The organism is Aliarcobacter cryaerophilus ATCC 43158 (assembly GCF_003660105.1).
Taxonomy (GTDB): domain Bacteria; phylum Campylobacterota; class Campylobacteria; order Campylobacterales; family Arcobacteraceae; genus Aliarcobacter; species Aliarcobacter cryaerophilus.
In genome coordinates, this window is the sequence record NZ_CP032823.1 from 110,936 (window position 1) to 132,256 (window position 21,321).

The 21,321-nt window shown below is 28.5% G+C and carries 19 protein-coding genes; 14 read left to right on the plus strand and 5 right to left on the minus strand.

Features of this window, described 5'->3' with window-relative positions:
• Positions 1 to 30 precede the first annotated feature (30 nt).
• The 5 genes from fabZ to mreC are packed head-to-tail and all read left to right on the plus strand — an operon-like array spanning position 31 to position 4,397.
• The gene (gene fabZ / locus ACRYA_RS00510; protein ID WP_105918310.1) at positions 31 to 474 is read left to right on the plus strand and encodes a 3-hydroxyacyl-ACP dehydratase FabZ; all 444 of its coding nucleotides are present in this window, start codon (positions 31 to 33) and stop codon (positions 472 to 474) included.
• Between the two features lie 12 nt (positions 475 to 486).
• Positions 487 to 1,290 (plus strand): acyl-ACP--UDP-N-acetylglucosamine O-acyltransferase, encoded by an 804-nt coding sequence (lpxA, locus tag ACRYA_RS00515; RefSeq protein WP_105918309.1) that lies wholly within the window; start codon positions 487 to 489, stop codon positions 1,288 to 1,290.
• Positions 1,283 to 2,503: an ATP-dependent Clp protease ATP-binding subunit ClpX gene (clpX, locus tag ACRYA_RS00520; RefSeq protein WP_105918308.1), complete on the plus strand. Its 1,221-nt coding sequence runs from the start codon at positions 1,283 to 1,285 to the stop codon at positions 2,501 to 2,503. The genes lpxA and clpX overlap by 8 nt, the downstream gene beginning before the upstream one ends.
• Positions 2,504 to 2,505: 2 nt before the next feature.
• Entirely contained in the window at positions 2,506 to 3,546 is a 1,041-nt protein-coding gene (locus ACRYA_RS00525) for a rod shape-determining protein (RefSeq protein WP_105918307.1), read from the plus strand.
• A gap of 11 nt (positions 3,547 to 3,557) precedes the next feature.
• Positions 3,558 to 4,397 carry a rod shape-determining protein MreC gene (gene mreC / locus ACRYA_RS00530; protein WP_105918306.1) on the plus strand — a complete coding sequence of 280 codons (840 nt, stop codon included), beginning with the start codon at positions 3,558 to 3,560 and terminating at the stop codon, positions 4,395 to 4,397.
• A gap of 21 nt (positions 4,398 to 4,418) precedes the next feature.
• Here the strand turns inward: mreC and ribE are convergent, their stop codons facing one another.
• A complete protein-coding gene (gene ribE, locus ACRYA_RS00535; RefSeq protein WP_105918305.1) occupies positions 4,419 to 5,027 on the minus strand; it encodes a riboflavin synthase in 609 nt (202 codons plus the stop codon).
• Positions 5,028 to 5,132: 105 nt separating this feature from the next.
• On the opposite strand from ribE, the gene mnmG reads away from it, so the two are divergent.
• The 3 genes from mnmG to nfo all read left to right on the plus strand — a co-directional run bounded on the left by mnmG (position 5,133) and on the right by nfo (position 9,494).
• A complete protein-coding gene (mnmG, locus tag ACRYA_RS00540) occupies positions 5,133 to 7,013 on the plus strand; it encodes a tRNA uridine-5-carboxymethylaminomethyl(34) synthesis enzyme MnmG (protein WP_105918304.1) in 1,881 nt (626 codons plus the stop codon).
• Positions 7,003 to 8,385: a DUF6161 domain-containing protein gene (locus ACRYA_RS00545; protein WP_121443260.1), complete on the plus strand. Its 1,383-nt coding sequence runs from the start codon at positions 7,003 to 7,005 to the stop codon at positions 8,383 to 8,385. Before mnmG ends, ACRYA_RS00545 begins: the two co-directional genes overlap by 11 nt.
• Before the next feature lie 248 nt (positions 8,386 to 8,633).
• A complete protein-coding gene (nfo, locus tag ACRYA_RS00550; protein ID WP_105918041.1) occupies positions 8,634 to 9,494 on the plus strand; it encodes a deoxyribonuclease IV in 861 nt (286 codons plus the stop codon).
• A 44-nt stretch (positions 9,495 to 9,538) separates the two neighbouring features.
• On the opposite strand, the gene ACRYA_RS00555 is transcribed toward nfo, so the two are convergent.
• The 4 genes from ACRYA_RS00555 to ACRYA_RS00570 all read right to left on the minus strand — a co-directional run bounded on the left by ACRYA_RS00555 (position 9,539) and on the right by ACRYA_RS00570 (position 13,359).
• Positions 9,539 to 10,351, minus strand: coding sequence for an SDR family oxidoreductase (locus ACRYA_RS00555; protein WP_105918040.1), 813 nt, complete (start codon positions 10,349 to 10,351; stop codon positions 9,539 to 9,541).
• A 79-nt stretch (positions 10,352 to 10,430) separates the two neighbouring features.
• Positions 10,431 to 12,059, minus strand: coding sequence for a C4-dicarboxylic acid transporter DauA (gene dauA / locus ACRYA_RS00560; RefSeq protein WP_228199756.1), 1,629 nt, complete (start codon positions 12,057 to 12,059; stop codon positions 10,431 to 10,433).
• A gap of 43 nt (positions 12,060 to 12,102) precedes the next feature.
• Positions 12,103 to 12,741: a tetratricopeptide repeat protein gene (locus ACRYA_RS00565; protein ID WP_105918039.1), complete on the minus strand. Its 639-nt coding sequence runs from the start codon at positions 12,739 to 12,741 to the stop codon at positions 12,103 to 12,105.
• 3 nt (positions 12,742 to 12,744) lie between these two features.
• A complete protein-coding gene (locus ACRYA_RS00570) occupies positions 12,745 to 13,359 on the minus strand; it encodes a tetratricopeptide repeat protein (protein WP_105918038.1) in 615 nt (204 codons plus the stop codon).
• Positions 13,360 to 13,476: 117 nt separating this feature from the next.
• Between ACRYA_RS00570 and ACRYA_RS00575 the strand changes: the two genes are divergently transcribed.
• The 6 genes from ACRYA_RS00575 (at position 13,477) to ACRYA_RS00600 (ending at position 21,321) form a co-directional block, all read left to right on the plus strand.
• Positions 13,477 to 15,210 carry an ATP-binding protein gene (locus ACRYA_RS00575; protein WP_105918037.1) on the plus strand — a complete coding sequence of 578 codons (1,734 nt, stop codon included), beginning with the start codon at positions 13,477 to 13,479 and terminating at the stop codon, positions 15,208 to 15,210.
• An 11-nt stretch (positions 15,211 to 15,221) separates the two neighbouring features.
• Positions 15,222 to 15,992, plus strand: coding sequence for a hypothetical protein (locus ACRYA_RS00580; RefSeq protein ID WP_105918036.1), 771 nt, complete (start codon positions 15,222 to 15,224; stop codon positions 15,990 to 15,992).
• A gap of 44 nt (positions 15,993 to 16,036) precedes the next feature.
• Positions 16,037 to 16,855, plus strand: coding sequence for an MqnA/MqnD/SBP family protein (locus ACRYA_RS00585; protein ID WP_370685182.1), 819 nt, complete (start codon positions 16,037 to 16,039; stop codon positions 16,853 to 16,855).
• Positions 16,852 to 17,649 (plus strand): UDP-N-acetylmuramate dehydrogenase, encoded by a 798-nt coding sequence (locus ACRYA_RS00590; protein WP_105918034.1) that lies wholly within the window; start codon positions 16,852 to 16,854, stop codon positions 17,647 to 17,649. Before ACRYA_RS00585 ends, ACRYA_RS00590 begins: the two co-directional genes overlap by 4 nt.
• A gap of 120 nt (positions 17,650 to 17,769) precedes the next feature.
• On the plus strand, positions 17,770 to 20,118 hold the full coding sequence (gene topA / locus ACRYA_RS00595; protein WP_105918033.1) for a type I DNA topoisomerase: 2,349 nt from the start codon (positions 17,770 to 17,772) through the stop codon (positions 20,116 to 20,118).
• 9 nt (positions 20,119 to 20,127) lie between these two features.
• The gene (locus ACRYA_RS00600) at positions 20,128 to 21,321 is read left to right on the plus strand and encodes a glycosyltransferase (RefSeq protein ID WP_105918032.1); all 1,194 of its coding nucleotides are present in this window, start codon (positions 20,128 to 20,130) and stop codon (positions 21,319 to 21,321) included.

Genomic DNA, 21,321 nt, shown 5'->3' on the forward strand with positions numbered 1-21,321 from the left:
CTTTAGCAATTTTAAAATTCAGGAATTATTATGTTTGATATTATACAAATTCAAGAGATTTTACCTCACAGATACCCTCTTCTGCTAGTAGATAGAATTACAGATATGGAGTTAGCAAAATCTATAAAGGGTTTTAAAAATATCTCTATATCTGAACCAGCATTTCAAGGGCATTTTCCTGGACATCCAATTTATCCAGGAGTTATGATACTTGAAGGTATGGCCCAATGTGGTGGAGTTTTAGCTCTTAAAAGTTCAGGTTTAACAGATGAACAGATGAAAGATAAAGTTATCTATTTTATGAGTATAGACAAGGCAAAATTTAGAAATCCAGTTCGTCCAGGAGATAGACTTGACTATGAATTAACAGCTGTAAAAATGAAAAGTTCTTTGATGGTACTTGAAGGAAAGGCTTATGTTGATGGAAAACTAACAGCTGAAGCAGAGTTTAAAGCCATGATAGTTGATAAATAATTAAGGTTGAAAATGAATAACATTCACAAAACAGCCATCATTGAAGATGGTGCAATTTTAGGGGAAAATGTAACGGTTGGAGCATATACTATTATAGGAAAAAATGTAAAAATCGGTGATGGAACAGTAATCGACTCTCATACAGTAATTGCTGGAAAAACAACAATTGGAAAAAATAACCATATATTTTCCCATGCTTCAATTGGAACAATTCCACAAGATTTGAAATTTAATCCAAATGATGATATTGAGCTAATTATTGGTGATAATAATAAGATTAGAGAATACACTTTATTTAATCCAGGAACTATAACAGGACATTCTAAAACAGTTATTGGAAACAATAATTTATTTATGGGATATACTCATGTTGCTCACGATTGTGTTATTGGAAATAACTCAATTTTTGCAAATGGTGTAACTTTGGCTGGTCATGTTGAGTGTGGAGATTTTGTGGTTATTGGTGGTCTTACTCCAATTCATCAATTTTGTAAAATTGGAACAGGCGTAATGGTAGGAGGTGCGAGTGCAGTTGCTCAAGATATTCCACCATTTTGTTTAGCTGAAGGGAATAAAGCCTTAGTAAAAGGATTAAATCTTGTAGGTCTTAGAAGAAGACTAGAAAATAGAGAAGATGTAGATGCTCTAAAGCATGCATACAAATTACTATTTAATATAGGAAAACCTCTTCAAGAAGTAGCTCTTGATTTATATGAAAATGATAAAAATCCTTATGTAAAAGAGATGGCAAATTTTGTATTAAATACAAAAAGAGGTATTCCTTTTGAAAGAAAAATAAAGAGCGAAAATGAGTAAACTAATATGTGATTTTTGTGGAGCAACAGACACAAAAGCAAATCCTATAATAACAGGAGACAATGCTTGCATATGCAAAGCTTGCGTTGGTGCTGCTTATGATATCATGAGTGGTGATTTTGTTGAAGGAGAACAAAATTCTAAGACTGAAAAAGTAGAAAATATAAAAATCAAAACTCCTGCTGAATTAAAAAAGATTTTAGATGAGTACGTTATAGGACAAGAAAGAGCTAAAAAAGTTCTTTCTGTTGCTGTTTATAACCATTACAAAAGAATCTTTAGAAAAGATGAATTACAAGGTGATATTGAATTAAATAAATCAAATGTACTTTTAATTGGACCAACAGGAAGTGGAAAAACTCTTTTGGCTCAAACAATATCAAAATATCTTGATGTTCCTCTTGCTATTGCAGATGCTACAAGCTTAACAGAAGCTGGATATGTTGGTGATGATGTTGAAAACGTTGTAACAAGACTTGTTCAAGCTGCTGGTGGAGATATAGCAAAAGCTCAAAGAGGAATAATCTTTATTGATGAAATAGATAAAATTGCAAGAATGAGCGAAAATAGAAGCATAACAAGAGATGTTTCAGGAGAGGGTGTTCAGCAAGCATTACTTAAAATTATAGAAGGGGCTGTTGTAAATGTTCCACCAAAAGGTGGAAGAAAACACCCTGGTCAAGACTCTTTGCAAGTTGATACTACAAATATTTTGTTTATTTGTGGAGGAGCTTTTGACGGACTTGAAGATATAATAAAAAGAAAACAAGGCTCAAATGTTTTAGGATTTAATCAAGATAAAAAATCAAAAGTTGATCAAGATAAGATTATCTCAAATGTAGAAACAGATGATTTAGTAAAATATGGACTTATACCAGAGCTTATTGGAAGATTGCATATGATTGCAACTTTAAATGAAATTACAAAAGAGGATATGGTTCATATTTTAACAGAGCCAAAAAATGCTCTAATAAAGCAATATATAAAATTATTTGAGATGGATAATGTAACTTTAGAATTTGAAAAAGATGCCCTTTTAGAGTTAGCAAATTTAGCAATTATTAGAAAAACAGGGGCAAGAGGTTTGAGGTCTATTTTGGAAGATATTATGCTTGATATTATGTTTGATCTTCCAAAATATAAGAATAAAAAAATAGTTATTACAAAAGATGTAGTTTTAAAAAAAGAAGAACCAAAAGTTATTAAAGGATAAGTATGATTTTAGATAAATTTATAGGCGTTTTTTCAAACGATATGGCAATAGATTTGGGTACAGCGAACACAATTGTATCCGTAAAAGGTAAAGGTATTATTATAAATGAACCTTCTGTTGTAGCAGTACAAAGAGATAGACAAGGTAAAGATAAAATTTTGGCAGTTGGTCAAGAAGCAAAAAGAATGTTAGGAAAAACTCCAATAAATATTCAAGCAGTTCGTCCTATGCAAGATGGAGTTATTGCCGATTTTGAGATGACTGAAAGAATGATTAGATATTTTATTGAAAAAGCACACTCAAGAAAATCATTTATAAGACCTAGAGTAATTATTTGTATTCCTTATGGTATTACTCAAGTTGAGAGAAAAGCAGTTGAAGAGTCAGCGTTAAGTGCTGGAGCTAGAGAAGTTTTCCTTGTAGAAGAACCAATGGCAGCAGCAATTGGAGCTGGAATTCCAGTTTCTGATCCAGAAGGTCATGTGGTTGTTGATATTGGTGGAGGTACAACAGAGATTGGTGTTACATCTTTAGGTGGGTTAGTTTTATGTAAATCAGTTAAAGTTGGTGGAGATAAAATAGATAGATCAATTATTGAATATGTAAGACAAAATTACAATTTATTTATAGGTGAAAGAACAGCTGAAAATGTTAAAATCGCAGTTGCAGCAGCAATTAAGCTTGATCCTGAATTAAAAATACAAATAAAAGGTAAAGATCACTCTGGATACTTATCTACGATTGAGCTTGGAAGTGAAGGAATTAGAATCGCAATAAAAGAACCTCTAAAAGAGATAGCTTCTGCGATTAGAAGCGTTTTAGAAAATATGCCACCAGATTTAGCAGGAGATGTTGTTGATAATGGAATTATAATAACAGGTGGTGGAGCTTTGATTAGAGGATTAGATAAATATCTTACTGAAATTGTAAAAATTCCTGTAAGAATTGCAGATGAGCCACTTCTATCTGTTGCTTATGGAACAAGTCAGGTTTTAGATGAGCCAGGACTTTTAAAAATTATTGAAGATATGAAAAACTCTTAAATTATTTAAAAATGAAGCGATTTTTATTTTTACTATTAATTGTATTTGCTGGATTATCTTATCTTTTTGAATTAGATGAGTTTCTAGCAAAGCACTTTAAAGTATTTGGAAATTTAAAAGAGTCATATATAAATACATACATAAGTGTATCCCAAAAGGTTGCAAACCATTTTGAACATGAAAGATTAATAAGAGAACTTCAAAATGAAAACTTAGAATTAAAAGAGTACAAAGTTCTATACAATACTACAATATCAACAATAGATAATTTAAAAAACTTACTAGAGAATATTGAAATTCCAGAAATTAACTCTAAAATTGAAGTTATTCGAGTTTTATCATACGTACATTTTGATGATTTTACAAGTGTTTGGCTAGATAAAGTTCCTACGGATAATAAAATCTTAGGATTAATCTCTGAAAATTATGCGGCGGGGATTTCTATGATTAAAAATGGTAAAAGTATAGGACTTCTTAATGGGAATAAAGATTGTACTTATGCTGTTTTTATAGGAAATGAGAAAAATCCTGGAATTGCAACTTCAAATGACGAATCATCAGATTTATTATCTGTAAAATTTATTCCAGTTTGGGCTGATATAAATGTTGGAGATGAAGTTATAACTTCTGGAATGGATAATATTTTTTATGAAGGTCTTAGAGTTGGTAAGGTTGTAGAGATAAAAGATTTCCCTGAGATGAAAGTTGCAACAATAAAACCATATGCAAACCCTCTAAAAAAGAGATTCTTTTATACTTATGAAGCAAATAGTAATATTGAAAATCAAGAAAATAGTACTGTTGAAAATTTAGAAAATTCAAAAATTATAGAGAATAAAGAGCAGAAATAGTAACTTTTAATATTTATAAAATTAGTATCTAGCCATTATTCCATCAACATCTCCCCAAGACAATTTATTATCCTTTTTAAACATATTATAAATATATCTTGCAAACATATCAGTTTCTATATTAACTTTGCTACCTGATTTATAATTTTTAAAAATTGTATTTTGTATAGTATGTGGAATTATTGTTAGTCTAAAAGAACTTTCAAAAACATCATTAACTGTAAGAGAAACTCCATCAATAGTAATACTTCCTTTTGAAATAACAAATTTAATAAACTCTTTTGGTAAAGATATATAAAAATCAGTAGAGTTTCCATTTTTTTCTATTTTTTCAACTGCACCGATACAATCAACATGTCCTTGGACAATATGACCTTCAAATCTATCACCGAGCAGCATAGCAGGTTCAATATGTACTTCATTTTTATAGTTTTCTAAAGCTAAAACAGATGTACTTTCAGGAGATAACTCTACACTAAAACTATTATTTGAAATTTTAATAACTGTTAAGCAAGCTCCATTTACAGCAATAGAGTCACCAATTTTTGGTTTGTAGTTTGATTTTAGAGTTAAAATATTGTTTGAAAAGCTTTCTACTTTTGCTAATTCTCTTATAAGCCCTGTAAACACTTAAAAAACCTTTAGATAAAATTTGGTTATAATAGCCAAAAATTCATAAGAAGCTAATTTTTACTAATATTTAAAAATCTGATACTCTTTAAAAAGGAAAATTTAATGCAATACGATATTATCGTGGTTGGTGCAGGACATGCTGGTATTGAAGCAGCACTAGCAGGTGCAAGACTTGGAAAAAAAACACTATTAATTACTATGTTAGTTGAGCAAATAGGAGCAGCTAGTTGTAACCCTGCAATTGGTGGTTTAGCAAAAGGTCATTTAGTAAGAGAACTAGATGCAATTGGTGGAGAAATGGGACTTTGTACAGATGCTACAGGAATACAGTTTAGAATATTAAATGATTCAAAAGGTGCAGCTGTTCAAGGAACAAGGGCTCAAATTGATATGGATGAATACAAGGAGTATATGCGAAAAGTTTGTCATAGTACACCAAATTTAGATATTTATCAAGATGAGGTTAGTTATTTAGTTGTTGAAAATGATGAAGTTTTAGGAGTAAAAACAAAGCTTGGAGAAGAGTTTAAATCTAAAAAAACTATTCTTACAACTGGAACTTTTATGAGAGGGTTAATTCATATTGGAGAAAATACATATCAAGCAGGACGTGCTTGGGAGTTACCATCTAGTACTCTTTCTATTCAACTAAAAGAGTTAGGATTAAATGTAGGAAGATTAAAAACTGGAACTCCATCAAGACTAGATGCAAATAGTATTGATTTTAGTGTTATGGATATGCATGGAGGTGATATAAAACCAACACCATTTTCATTTAGAACGCCTAAAAAAACTTTTAATCCAACACAATATCCATGTTATGTAACATATACAAACCTTGATACTCATGATATTATTTCACAAAATTTTCATAGAGCCCCAATTTATACGGGACAAATTCAAGGCTCAGGTCCACGATATTGCCCTAGTATTGAAGATAAGGTGAAAAGATTTAGTGAAAGAGAACGGCATCAACTATTTTTAGAACCTCAAACAGCAAAATGTACAGAGTACTATATAAATGGAATGTCTAGCTCTTTACCTATTGAAATACAAAAAAAGATGATAGCTTCCGTTAAAGGTCTTGAAAATGCAAGAGTGATTAGATATGGATATGCTATAGAGTATGATTATGTTGATCCAACTGAATTAAAACATACACTTGAGACTAAAAAGATAAAAAATCTTTATCATGCAGGGCAGATAAATGCAACAACTGGATATGAAGAAGCAGCAGCTCAAGGATTGATGGCAAGTATAAATGCTTCTTTGGCAATAGATAATAAAGAGCCATTTATTTTAAGACGAGATGAAGCATATATTGGTGTTTTAATTGATGATTTAGTTACAAAAGGAACGCACGAGCCATATAGAATGTTTACTTCAAGAGCTGAGTATAGGCTTCTTTTAAGAGAAGAAAATGCAGATTTAAGACTAAGCCATTATGGATATGAGTTAGGATTAATCTCTAAAGAGCAAATGGATAAAGTAGAAGAAAAAAGAAAAATTATTGAAGAAGCAGTCGAGTTTATGGCAAATAGCTGGCTAACTGCAAAAAAAGAGACATTGGAACTTCTTGATAGCATTGGAGAAGATAAAATAAATGATAGAGTATTACTAATAGATTTAATGGGAAGAAATACAATTGATAAAGAGAAGTTTGATATTTTGGTACCTAGCCTAAAAGATATAGATGCTTATCTAAAAGAGCAAATTATTATAGAAGCAAAATATTATAGATATATTCAAAAACAACAAAAACAGATAGAAAAGATGAAAAAAATGCTAAAACTAAATATACCTGAAAACTTCTCATATAGAGGTCTTCCAGGGCTTTCAAATGAAGTTGTTGAAAAGCTTGAAAAGCACAGACCACCAACTTTATACAATGCAAGTTTAATTTCTGGAATTACTCCTGCTGCTTTGGATATTGTACATTTGAATTTAAATATGTTTGTTGTAAGGTTTAATAATGGTCGATAATCAACTTATAGAAGAAGTAATTAAAAAATTATATTCTGTGCAAAATAAATTAAAAAATTCTTTAATAATAGCAATATTTAAAGCTCATTTTGCAGATTATGATTTTTCAATTGAAAATTTCACCTCTTTAATTAACGAATTTATCAATAATAATAATAAATTAGGTTTGTTAAAAGAAACAGACCTAAATGATTTATATGATGAATTAAATAGATTTTTAAACTATACTGATAATGAAAATAAAATGCTTTCTTATAAAGTTCCTTTACTAGATAGTATAAATATTATTATAGATTATTTTAATAAATTAAAAGATAAACCCAATATCAAAATAAAAGTTATAAATCAACCAAAAATTTCAGAAGATGAATTCTCTAAAAGATATGATAGATTGGCAACTCTATTAAATTATAGTAGCGAAGAAAGTAATTTGATTTTACATACAAAATTAGGGAATCAGCCATTTAAACTTTTTCAAAATGATAGTGGTTCTATAATAATAAATACAGGAATCTCAGAAAATGATAATATTTCTATATCAAAAAGTAGATTAATTGATATTATTTATAAAAATAAAAATTATTCAAAAGATGAAGTTTATCTTACTGTTGTTATTGAAAAAATACTTGATAATACTATTTTTGATAATTTTGAAAGACAAAATGATTTTGATGGACTACCAAACATAATATTAGAATCAAAAATTAAAGATTTAGAAAAAAAGAATTTTGAAGTTTTAGGACAATTTAGTGAGTTAAAAAATCTTTTTGAAAAAAGAGAAACAGAATTTGCTGAAGTTAGTGAAATATTAGAAAAATCAAAAACTTTGGAAAGTGAATTTGATAATGCAAAAGAAGCTGTTCTTAAAAATATAGAACTTAAACAAGCAACAACTTATTGGGAAGAACAAGTAGAAAAATATGATAAAAAATATAAGTTCTATTTTAAAACAAATATTGGAATAGGAGTAGCTTTAATTATAATTACTTTTCTTTTAATAAATTATACAGGATTATTTATAACTAATATACCTGATTCAGCCGACAAAAAAATAACTGAGACAATCTCTCAAATTGCTCATAGTGCATCATTTTTTAATTACATTATATTTATTATGTTTACCACTATTATGGTTTGGATGATGAAAATTTTAGTAAAAATAATGCTTAGTAATTATCACTTAGCCGTAGATGCAAATGAAAGAGTTATTATGTTAAATACATATCTTGTTTTATTAGAAGATGGAAAAGGATTTAAAGAAAGTGATAGAAAAGTAATACTAGATAATATTTTTAGACAAACAAATCATGGAATTATAACTGATGAAACAAGTGTAACTGTTGCTGATATAGTAAGCTCATTTAAGAAATAATTTTATATATAATTAATACTAAAGATATAATATAAAAATAGAATTTTTAATAAATAAAAATAAATAAATAAAGTTGTTTCATTAATAAAAAACAATAAGCCATAAAATATTATCAATTTTTATTGTACACATATAAAATTTGTTTTAATAAAAAATATTATAAAATCGTTAAAAAAAGGGACTTATGTTATGAAAAATCTATTATCAAATTATCCTGAATCTAACATGTTTTGTCAGAAGCAGTAAAAATGAAATTTATTGGTGCGCACGTAAGTGCTAGTGGGGGAGTTTTTAATGCTCCAAAGAATGCTGTTGAAATTGGTGCTAAAGCTTTTGCACTTTTTACAAAAAATCAAAGACAGTGGAGTGCAAAAGCACTTGATAATAAAACCATAGATTTATGGTTTAAAGAGTTAGAAAAATCAAAAATAGAGCCTAGACATATTTTACCTCACGACTCATATTTGATAAATCTTGGGCATCCAGATATTGATGCTAGAGAGAAATCTTTAAATAGTTTTATAGATGAAGTTCAAAGATGTGAAATTTTAGCTCTTGATAGACTAAATTTTCATCCAGGTTCTCATTTGAGACAAATTAGTGAAGAGGAGTGTTTGAATAATATTGCAGAGTCTATGAATATAGTTTTAAATAAAACAAGTGGCGTAAAGCTAGTGCTTGAAAATACAGCAGGCCAAGGAAGTAATCTTGGATATAAGTTTGAGCATTTGGCTTATATTATAGATAAAATCGAAGATAAGACCAGAGTTGGAGTATGTATTGATACTTGTCATATGTTCACTTCGGGTTATGATATTAGAACAAGAGAAGCTTACGATAAAACTTGGGATGAGTTTGGAAAAATTGTAGGATTTGAGTATTTAAGTGGAATGCACATAAATGATTCTAAACCTGAGCTTGGAAGTCGTGTTGATAGACACGATAGTTTAGGAGAGGGAAAAATTGGTTGGGATGCGTTTAAATTTCTTATGAATGATTCTAGAATGGATGATATTCCACTTGTTTTAGAGACTATTGATGAATCTATTTGGGCAAAAGAGATAGAAACTTTATATAGTTTTATAGAAAATAGCTCAACTACGAAATAGAAAAGTGAGAATTTAAAACTCACTTTTCATAAATAAAGAAAATTTTACAATCCAAAAGTTTCAATTATTTTTTTCTCAAAATCTTCATTGCTTAGCTCTTTTCTAAGAGGAACAAATGTTGTAGCTTCTGCTCCAACTGGAATTGCAATATTACTATTTTCATCTTCAATAATATTTTTTACAGCATTTGCGATTGCTATTGGGTCTGGTCCTTCATTTATTGCTTTTGCAACAATTGGAACCAAATGAGAAGTTAATTTCTTATAAGGTGAATTTTCACTCATAGTTTTTTCATTTATTACTAAACCTTTTTTAACAAAATTTGTTCCAAAAAGTCCAGCTTCAATAGAGTGCACTCTAATATTAAAAGGTAAAGTTTCAAATCTTAAAGAGTCTGTTATTCCTTCAACTGCATATTTTGATGCATTATAATGAGATAGTAAAGGAAGCCCCATTTTCCCTAAAAATGAGCTAATATTTATAATAACACCATAATTTTCTTTTCTCATATATGGTAAAACTTCTCTCGTAGTTTTTATAAGTCCAAAAACATTTACATCAAATTGCTTAAAAATCTCTTCATCTGTACCATCTTCTAAAGTTGATAAAAGACCATAACCAGCATTATTTAGTAAAATATCAATTTTACCTTCAGTATCAATTATCTTTTTTACAGCATTTTTTATAGAGTCAGTTTTTGTAACATCAAGATATATATAATTTATATTTCCATCACATTTTTCTATATTTTTATCTCTACAACCTGCATAAACCTTGTATCCATTTTGAGAAAGTAACTTAGTAGTGGCTTCTCCCATACCTGAAGTAGCACCTGTGATTAAAACAACTTTTGACATAGAAAACTCCTTTTATTTAAATAAAATGGAGTCTATCTTAAAAGAAATTAGTAGATATTGTTTAAAATTAATATCTTAATTATCGAATAAAATTCTTTTTATGCATTGCATACTCTATGGCATCATTTATATTTGAAAAAGTTGTAACATAATCAAATTTTGCACGTTCTAGTTTTTTCAAAACATTTTGATTTAGTCCTGCAAATATAAGCTTTTTATTTTTAGCTTCAAAACTATCAACGATTGATTTTAAAGCAACCATTGCTGTCATATCAAGCATTGATACATTTTTCATATTTAAAATTACAATATTTTTTTGTTCATTTATATTTGCTAAAGTTTTTAAAGCCTTTTGAGCAGCACCAAAAAACATAGGTCCATTTATATCATAGATTAAAATATCTTTTGGTATATCTTTATGTGTTTCTAAATTTTCGCTTACAAGCTCAATAGAGTATAAATCAATCGTTCTTTTGATAAATAGTATTGATGCAAGACCAATTCCAACAGCAACAGCAACTTCCATATCTATTAAAACAGTCAAAGAAAAACATGTTAGAAGCACATAAATATCATCTTTTGGCGCAGTTTTTAAAATATTTACAAAGTGTTTAACTTCACTCATATTCCAAGCAACCATAAGTAAAAGCGCAGATAATGCTGCCATTGGAAGATATGAGATAATTGGAGCAATTAATAAAATAGAAGCTAATATAAAAATAGAGTGAACTATTGAAGATAATTTTGTTGTTCCTCCTGAATTTATATTTGCTACTGTTCTTGCAATTGCTGCAGTTGCTGGAATTCCTCCAAAAAATGGCACTACCATATTTGCAATTCCTTGACCTATTAACTCTTTATTTGGGTCTGTTTTATTTCCAGTCATAGCATCACTTATAACTGCACATAAAAGTGATTCCAAAGCTCCTAAAATTGCAATTGCAATTGCATGAGGAAGAAGTTTTATTAGTAAATCAATATTTATTTCATGAGGTTTTAAAAACTCCCAAGGAAGAGAAAATTGTAAAGGAATCGGAGGGATTCCATTTGCAGTTACTCCATCAATAACATAAGTAAAAGTAGAGTTGATTGTTGAAATATTTAAACCATCAAAAGAGTTAAAAAAAGCTACAAAAATTGTAACAATTCCTAAAGCAACCAAAGCAGCTGGAATTTTACTTTTTGTTTTTCTCCAAATTATTAGTAAAAATAGTGTTGCACTTGCAGTTAAAAACTCAAAAAGATTAAATGTAGAAAAAGAGTTGAAAAGCAAAACAATTTTATCTATGTAAGTTCCACTAAAATTTTCTATAGTAAGCCCAAAAAAATCTTTTATTTGAAGAGTTGCAATGACAACTGCAATTCCAGATGTAAATCCAACTGTTACTGGGTAAGGAACTAGCTCTATTAAGTTACCAAGTTTAAAAAGTCCAACTAAAACTAAAATAATACCAGATAAAAATCCGCACAAAAGTAGCCCTGTTATTCCAAATTGTTGAACTATTGGGATTAAAATAACAATAAAAGCAGCAGTGGGTCCAGAAATATTTACTTTACTACTTCCAAAAATAGCAGCTAAAATTCCTGCAATAATTGCTGTATAAAGACCTAATTGTGGTGGAACTCCAGTTGCAATTGCAAGTGCCATAGATAAAGGCAATGCAATAATTCCAACTGTAAGTCCTGAAAAGATATTACTTTTTATCATCTTTTACTCTTTAAAATAGGATTTGCGACCTTTTTAAAAATTTTTAGAAGATATAAATATTTGAGTTTTTGTCCTCTTTGTTAGAACTAGCTTTTTTTAGCCAATATTCATATTTTATCTGGTCTTTTGCAACTCCATAAAGTCCTTGCTTATAGACATTTGATAATAAATCCTGAGCTTGAAATACTCCATTTTGAGCAGAGAAATTAAGTAAATCTATACCTTTTTCGTTATCTATTTTTGTATTTATTCCTTGAAGATAAAATCTTGATAACTGAAATGCTGCAATAGGGTCAATATCGCTAGACTCTTTTAGAAGCTCAAAAGATTTATTTATATCTTTTTTAACCCCTTCTCCTTTGTAGTATAAAAGAGCTAATGGCAATTTTGCATAGAGATTTTTATTCTCATCAGCCATATTTAGGTATTTTAAACTCTCTTTATAATCTTTTTTTGTTGAATAATAAGTTCCTAGTCTAATTTGTGCAAAAGAGTTACTATTTTCTATTTTTTTATAGCACTCTAGTTTTTCTTTTTGGGTATCTAAATCTTGACAAATATTTGCTTCTTTTAGAAGTTCATCATAATTTATATCAGAAAAAGTTAGAAATTCAGGCATTTTTAAAGAACAAGCACTAAAAAGAAAAATAGTAAAAATTGGTAATAAAATATAATTTATCATCTACTATCTACCATAAATTTTTTTTGTAAAATCTTCTTTTCCATCTTGATATAAATTATCATAAAAAAGAGCTTTTTCATCGTTCGCTTCTATATACTGACCATTTGTATAAACAAGAACTAAATCTTTTTGAGCATCTTTTACTTCATTTGTAGCAGCATATTCAAGAAGTTCTATAGCTTTTTGTGGATTTCCATTTGAAAAATAGTAGTAAGATAATCTATATGCTGCTATTGGATCAACATCTTCAACATCTTTTAGAAGATTTATAGATTTTTTTTCATCAAATTCTACACCTAAACCATTACCATAAAGAACTGATAAAAGTGCATTTGCATAGAAATTACCAGCTTTTTGTGCTTTTGTATATCTTTCAAAGGCTTCAGCAGGTCTTCCTTTATCTTGAGCATCAATTCCAAGTCTTAGCATTGCAAAACTATTTTTTTCTGCTATAAAATCATAACAATCTAACTCAAAAGCCAAGCTATCTCTTTTGCAATCAATATTTACTTGCTCAAGCTCATTTGGCAAAACTTTCATAGCTTTTTCATGATTAGCACAAGCACTAAAAAGAGATAAAACTATAAAAATAGAAGAGAACTTAATAACTTTTAGCATAATAAAAGTCTCCTTTAAAAATAAATGCTTGTATTTTATCATTTTTTTATTCATTTGTAGTTAAGACGATTTAAGATAATATATATGCTTAATTAAATTAATATTTGTAAGGGTTTTATGCAAGAGGTAATAGATTTTTTAAAAGCAAAAAATGTTGAAAAAACAAACTTTTTTAATCAGCTAAAATGTAGTTTAGAAGAAGCAAAAATTTTGCAGTACCTCTCAAAAGAGTATATAAATGGAAGAGATGTACTAAGTACAATTGATATTTTGGGACAGTTTTATAGTATTGAAAAATATGAACATTTGGAAAAACTAAGTTTGATAAAATCTTTACTTGAGTTTGGATGGTTGATTCAAGTTGCGTTTGATCAAGTAAAATTAAATGAAGCTTCAAAATTAGAACTTATCAACTCAAGCGTAGCACTTTCTAGTGCCTATTTAAAAATGCTTGAAAGCGGAAATAGTGAGTTTGTATTACCTGAAATAAAAAATTATAGTGACCACTTAGAGTACCTTCAAGACCAATTTTTAAAAATTGATATCACTCAACAACTAAATATAGTAAAAAGAAATTTCGATATAAATTCTCCTAGCTCAAATAGATTAAAAAATAAGCTTTTACTTGTAGAAAATAGAATAAAAGATAGAATAAATGCAACTACAAACAAAATTCTAATAGAAGAATTTTTTAAAGAACAAGGCTTGGATGAGCAAGAAAAAATACTATTTTTGGCTCTTCTAAAAGAAGAGTATAGTGGAGGAGATGGAACATTAAGAGAGATGAACTATCTGCTTGAGTTAATATCAAATGATGATTATGAGAAGATAAAATATAGAAGTTTACTTGAAGAGAGCTCAACTTTGATTTCAAAAAATTTGGTTGATTATGATGAGGTTTTAACACCATTTGGTGGAATTAATAGAAACTTTTATATTCCAGATGAAGTTTTGTATAAAATATCTCATCCAAATAAAAAAGGCTCAACAGTTTCAAAAATAAAACTTGAAACAATCATAAAAGATCAAGAGATGTTTGAATTAATCTTTGCACAAAAAAGTTTAGATGATGTTGTTTTAAATCCAAAAACAAAAGAGACTTTAAATAATCTTTTAAAGCAAGTTGATAAAAGTGTTATAAATAGACTAAAAGCTTGGGGAATAAAAGATAAAAAAAGAGGAATAGATGCAAAAATAATTTTTTATGGAGTTGCAGGAACTGGAAAAACAATAACAGCTTTAGCTCTTGCAAAGTCACTAAAAAAAGAGGTTTTAAGTTTTGATTGCTCTAAAATTCTCTCAATGTACATAGGTGAGAGTGAAAAAAATGTACGAAATATTTTTGATAAATATAATGAGATAAAAGAGCAAACAAAAACAGAACCAGTTTTACTTTTAAATGAAGCAGATCAATTTTTAAGTTCAAGAAGCAGTGGAACAGGAAGCAGTGCCGATAAAATGCATAATCAAATGCAAAATATATTTTTGGAGCAAATCGAGAGATTTGATGGAATTTTAATAGCAACTACAAACTTGCTTGAAAATCTTGATAAAGCATTTTCAAGAAGATTTAACTATAAAATTGAGTTCGTAAAACCAAACCATGAGCAAAGAGTAGAGCTTTGGAAGAAACTAATTCCAGCAACTTTGCCATTAGAAAAAGATTTTGATTTTGAAAAAATTGCACAACATGAGCTTACAGGTGGACAAATAGAGCTAGTTATCAAAAATACAGCTTATAAACTAGCTGTTTTAGAAGATGCAGTTTTTACTCTAAAAGATTTTGAAGAGCAAATAAGCAAAGAGAAAAAAGGTCAGTTTGATAGTGAAACAAAAGTTGGATTTTTTTAAAAGGAATATTAGTGAAAATTATAGAAAATTATGATTATATTTTAAGTGTTGGGGCATTTTTTGAAGATGATAAATTAAAAAATAGTTTACAAAAAGCTCTTAATAATGGAGCTAATTTTATATATATGCACCCAATTGATAATTTTGAATTAAAAGATTTTTATGCTCAATTTATAAAATATGAAGTGGCAAGTGAAGAGGCTATTTTAGCTTTGATTTTTAACTTTTTTTCAAAAAAGTTACCAAAAGAACAAAAAGATTTTTTAGACAATCTTGATATTGGGTATTTATCAGCTGAGAGTAGTGCAGGAGAAGAGGAGTTTGAAGAGGCATTTTTAAAATTTGAAGAAGCTTCAAAAAAAGCTCTTTTAATTGGAGATGATTTAATCAAACACGCAAGAGTTGAAAATATTGTAAAACTTCTAGCAAATATTAAAAAATATATAGATTTTGAACTTATATTTTGTGATAAAACTTTTGAAGAAAAAGTAAACTCTTGTTCTGATTTATCTTTAGATGAAATAGATGATTTACAAACATTTAATGGAGCTTTGGTTTATTTTACAAATATTCAAAATAACGAAAAACTAGTTGCTAGTCAAACTTTTTTAAATATTGCAAAAGTCAAAACAGCAGATATAGTTAGCTTTAAAATAGATAATAAAATATATAAAAAAGAGGTAGTTTTAGATAAAAATCTTTTAGGAACTATCGCTTTAATATCTGAACCAACATCAAATTATAGATTTGTAAAAATTGTTTTAAATAAGGAGCAAAATTGAGAACTATTAGTGTAGGACACTCTCCTGATGCAGATGATATATTTATGTATTATGCAATCAAATTTGGCTGGGTTAGTTTACCCAAAGTAAAATTTGAAAATATAGCTTTAGATATAGAGACTTTAAATCAAGCAACACTAAAAGGCACTTACGACATTTGTGCTATATCTTTTGCTTTGTATCCTTTTGTTAAAGATGATTTTGCCTTACTTAAAACTGCTGTTTCATTTGGAGAGGGTTATGGTCCAAAACTTATCAAAAAGAAAGGTGTAAAACTAAAGAAAAACTTCAAAGTAGCTTTAAGTGGAGAGTTTACTACAAATGCACTACTTTTTAAAATTGCTTATCCAGATGCAAGAATTTCGTATATGAACTTTTTGGATATTGAAAAAGCTGTAATTGATGGAGTTGTTGATGCTGGAGTTTTAATTCATGAGTCAATTTTAACTTATAGCAATGAGCTTGATGTACATAGAGAAATCTGGGATATTTGGGTAGACCTTTGTGAAGGTGAAGCTCTACCGCTTCCTCTTGGTGGAATGTGCCTTCGTCGTTCAATTCCACTTACTGAAGCCATAAAGTATGAAAATGCTTTAATAAAAGCAGTTGATGTAGCAAATAAAAATAGAAAAACTCTAGCTCCAATGCTCTTAGAAAAAGGATTAATTCGTGTAGATGCTAAAACATTGGATAAGTATTTGGATTTATATGCAAACGATAATTCTGTAAAAATGAGTGAAATTCAATATAAAGCTCTAAATAAACTTTTTGAGCTGGGATATAAAAATGGGCATTATCAAAATTTAATAAAAGCAGAAGATTTTTTAATCCCAAGCGAATATGAAGAGTTAAGAGCTAGATGAGTGAAAAAATAGCTAATTACTATAAAACAGTAGATTTTAAAAGATACTCTTCTATACATATTGGTGGAGAAAAAGAAGTTTTAGTTATAAATGAAGTAGGTGATTATCCTGATATTCAAATAATAGGAAGAGGAAATAATTTGCTTATTTCTCCAAAATGTGAAAAAAAATTTGCTATTTTGGGTGAAAACTTTGATTATATAAAAGATGAAGATGAAAAACTTTTTGTAGGTTGTGCTACAAGCAGTGGGAAACTTCTTACATATACAAGAAAAAATGATATTGCAAATTTAGAGTTTTTGGCAAAATTGCCTGGTAATTTAGGTGGACTTGTAAAGATGAATGCAGGTCTAAAAGAGTGGGAGATTTTTAATTATATAGACTCTATAAAAACTAAAGATGGATATATAAAAAAAGAGAATGTAAATTTTTCATATAGAGAGACAAAAATTGATACCATAGTTTATGAAGTGGTTTTTAATAAGAGTAAAGGTTTCTCAAAAGATATGCAAAATGAGTTCACAAAAATGAGGGATAATCAACCACAAATTGCTAGTGCTGGAAGCTGTTTTAAAAATCCAAAAGGTGATTTTGCTGGAAGATTAATAGAAGCAGTTGGGCTAAAAGGATATAGAGTTGGAGATATGGAATTTTCAAATACTCATGCAAATTTTTTAGTAAATCATGGGACAGGGACTTTTGATGAAGCTGTGAATTTAATAAATCTTGCAAAACAAAAAGTAAAAGAAGAGTTTAATATAGAACTTGAAAATGAGATTATAATTTTTGAGTAAGTTTATACTCTTGTATAAGCTATAATTAAAATTAATAAATTATAAATATTTAAACCATATAAGAAAATCTTACATTTTTTATGCTAGAATGCAAACTTTTATAAATAAAAGGCAATTTAAGTGAAAAATTTAGTAATAGTGGAATCTCCAGCAAAAGCAAAAACAATATCAAAATTTTTAGGCTCTGATTATGTAGTTATGGCATCTATGGGTCATGTTCGAGATTTACCAAAATCAACTTTAGGATTTGATCCTGAAGATAACTTCAAACCAAACTATCAAGTAAGTAATGATAAGAAAAAAGTAATAACAGAGTTGAAAAAACAGATATCAAAAGATACAACAATCTACCTCGCAGCCGATGAAGATAGAGAGGGAGAAGCTATTGCTTGGCATTTAATTCCTGCGCTTAAAATTGAGAAAAATCCAATAAAAAGAATAGTTTTTCACGAAATTACAAAAGATGCAATACTTAAAGCTTTACAAAATCCAAGAGATGTGGATCAAAATTTAGTAGATGCACAACAAGCTAGAAGAATACTTGATCGTGCTGTTGGATATGAGTTATCACCTCTTTTATGGAAAAAAGTGCGATATGGACTTAGTGCAGGAAGAGTACAAAGTGTTGCAGTTAAAATAATTGTAGATAGAGAGAATGAGATAAGAGCTTTTATTCCAGAAGAGTATTGGAAAATAAAAGCAGATTTTATAAACCCAGAACTTTCAAGTGAATTAGCAAAAAAAGATGGGAAAAATATCAAAGTAAAAAATGAAAAAGAGGCTAGAGAAATTGAAACTTCTTTAAATGATGGGAATTTCAAACTTGTAGATATTGAAGAAAAAGATAGCCTTAGAAATCCAGCGCCTCCATTTACAACTTCAACACTACAGCAAGAAGCAAGTAGAAAAATAGGACTAAGTGTTGCTCAAACTATGATGATAGCACAACAGCTTTACGAAGGAAATGTAGCAAATATTCCAAATCATACAGGTGGTTTAATAACTTATATGAGAACGGACTCTTTAAATCTTTCAACTCTTGCTACAACTGCTGCAAAAAAAGTGATAGAAGAGGAGTATGGGAAAGATTATTCACTTTCTAAACCAAGAGCTTTTAAATCAACAGCAAAGGGTGCTCAAGAAGCCCATGAAGCTATAAGACCTGTTGATATGAGCTTAAAGCCAAGCCTCGTAAAACAGTATTTAGACAATGCTCAGTATAAACTATATAGTTTAATTTGGAAAAGAACAATTGCTACTCAAATGGCACAAGCAAAAATAGCAAATACTACATATAAAATAGAAGCTGGAGCTAAAAAAGAGTTTGAGTTTCAAACGAAAGGTCAAAGAATTATTTTTGCTGGTTTTATGAAAGCTTATACAGAAGGAAGTGATAATCCTGAAGCTGCACTTGATAGTGCTGAAAAAATTCTTCCAAATATAAAAGTTGGTACAGTTTTAGAGCTAGAAAATTTAAATAGTGAACAACTTTTTACAAAACCACCTTCAAGATATACTGAAGCTTCTTTGGTAAAAAAACTTGAAAGTGAAGGAATTGGACGTCCTTCAACTTATGCTCCAACTATTTCAACTATTCAAGCAAGAGAATATGTAGTAAAAACAGAAGATAAGAAATTAGCACCTACTCCTACAGGAGAGATTGTAAATAGCTTTTTAACTGATCATTTTTCAAATATTATTGACCTTGGATTTACAGCTAAAATCGAAGAGCAGTTTGATGAAATAGCAGAGGGTAAAAAAGTTTGGGTTGATGTAATGAAGAACTTTTATACAGGGTTTAAAGATACTATTAAAGATAAAGAGGAAAATATCAGTAAGTCTGATTATTTACAGTTGCGAGAATTGGGAATTGACCCAAAATCTGGGAAACCTGTAAGTGCTAGAGTTGGAAGATTTGGACCTTTTATTCAAATTGGAACAAAAGATGATGAAGAAAAACCTAAATTCGTAGCAATTCCTGAAAAACTAAATATGGATACAATTACACTTGATGAAGCTCTATTTTTATTTACTCTTCCAAGAGTTGTTGGAGTTGATGATAGTGGAAATGAAATTAAAGCAAATATTGGAAGATTTGGCCCATATTTACAAGTAAAAACAAAGTACTATTCACTAAAAACTGATGATCCTTACACGATTGATGAAGTAAGAGCAAAAGAGATTATAGAAGAGATTGATGAAGCAAAAAGTAAAGCTTTAATTAAAGATTTTGAAAAAGAGAAAATCCAAATTTTGAATGGACAATATGGAGCTTATATAAAACAAGGTAGAAAAAATTTCAAAATTCCAAAAACAAAAATTGCTGAAAATTTAACTCTAGAAGAGTGTTTAGAAATAATAGAAAAAGATAGTAAAGTTTCAAAAAAGCCTACAAGAAGAACAGCTACTAAAACAGTAGCTAGTAAGAAGAAAATTACAAAATCTATAGAAGATAAAAAAAGTAGGTGAAGTTAAATAATGAATATAGTACTATTTAAAGGTAAATTTGATTATAACGTTGTAAATCTATTTATGTATGATATCTTTCATTTTATAAAAGAAAAAGGTCATCAAGTTACAATTGTTGATACATGTGATTCAGATGGAGTTCATCAGCTTTCAAATATTTTTAATACACAAATTATTGATTTGGTAATATCTTTCGGTATGGCAAATAATCCTTTATTAAATGATGGCAGATCTTTATATGATGCCGCAAATACTACTCTATTGGCTCTTTATGTAGATCATCCATCTTATCACTTAAATACTCTTACTGAAAATATTAAAAACTTTTTATGTTGCTTTAATGATAAAGAGCATATTGAGTATGTAAATGAAATATTACCAAATCATCATAAAATATCTTTTTTCTTACCACAAGGTGGTCTTAGAAGAGGTGCTAAAGAGAATAGTAAATTAAAAGATTTTGAAAAATATAAAAAAACTAAATCTATTGATATAGTTTTTTCAGGAACTTTTCCAGGACAAATATTTAAACCTTGGGAAGATAATGAAGATTATCCTTCAAAGCTTCTTGATGAAGTAGCAGAATTATTAATATACGATGATTATTTAAGTGTAAATCAGGCTTTTAAAATAGTATTTGATAAACATAAAATAAAGTTTTCATCTATTGGAAAAGTTCAATTAGCAAATTTATACTCAATTGTTCAAAATTATTTAAGAGCATATTCAAGAATTTATTTATTAATAAAATTAATAGAAAGCGGTTTAACTATAACAATTTGTGGTAATGATTGGGATGATTTTGCTAAAAAATATAAAAATATAAATTATATTGGAGCGTTAGATATAGAAGAAAACCTAGATCTAATAAATAGAGCAAAAGTTTTAATAAATTCTTCTCCTACTCTAAGAAATGGAAGTCATGAGAGAGTATTTACTGGAATGCTAAATAATACTGTTTTATTTAGTGACAGAAGCAGATATTATGATGAGTTTTTTGAAGATGAGAAAAATATTTTATATTATAGTTTTAATAGTTTAGATAAAGATATTGAAAAATTAAAAACTATTTTGAGTGATGATAAAAAACTTTTTGATATTTCTCAAAATGCTTATGAAATAGCAGATAAATATCACACATGGGAAAATAGAGTAGATACTATTTTAGATATGGTAAAACTTTCAAAATTAATGGATAAATAA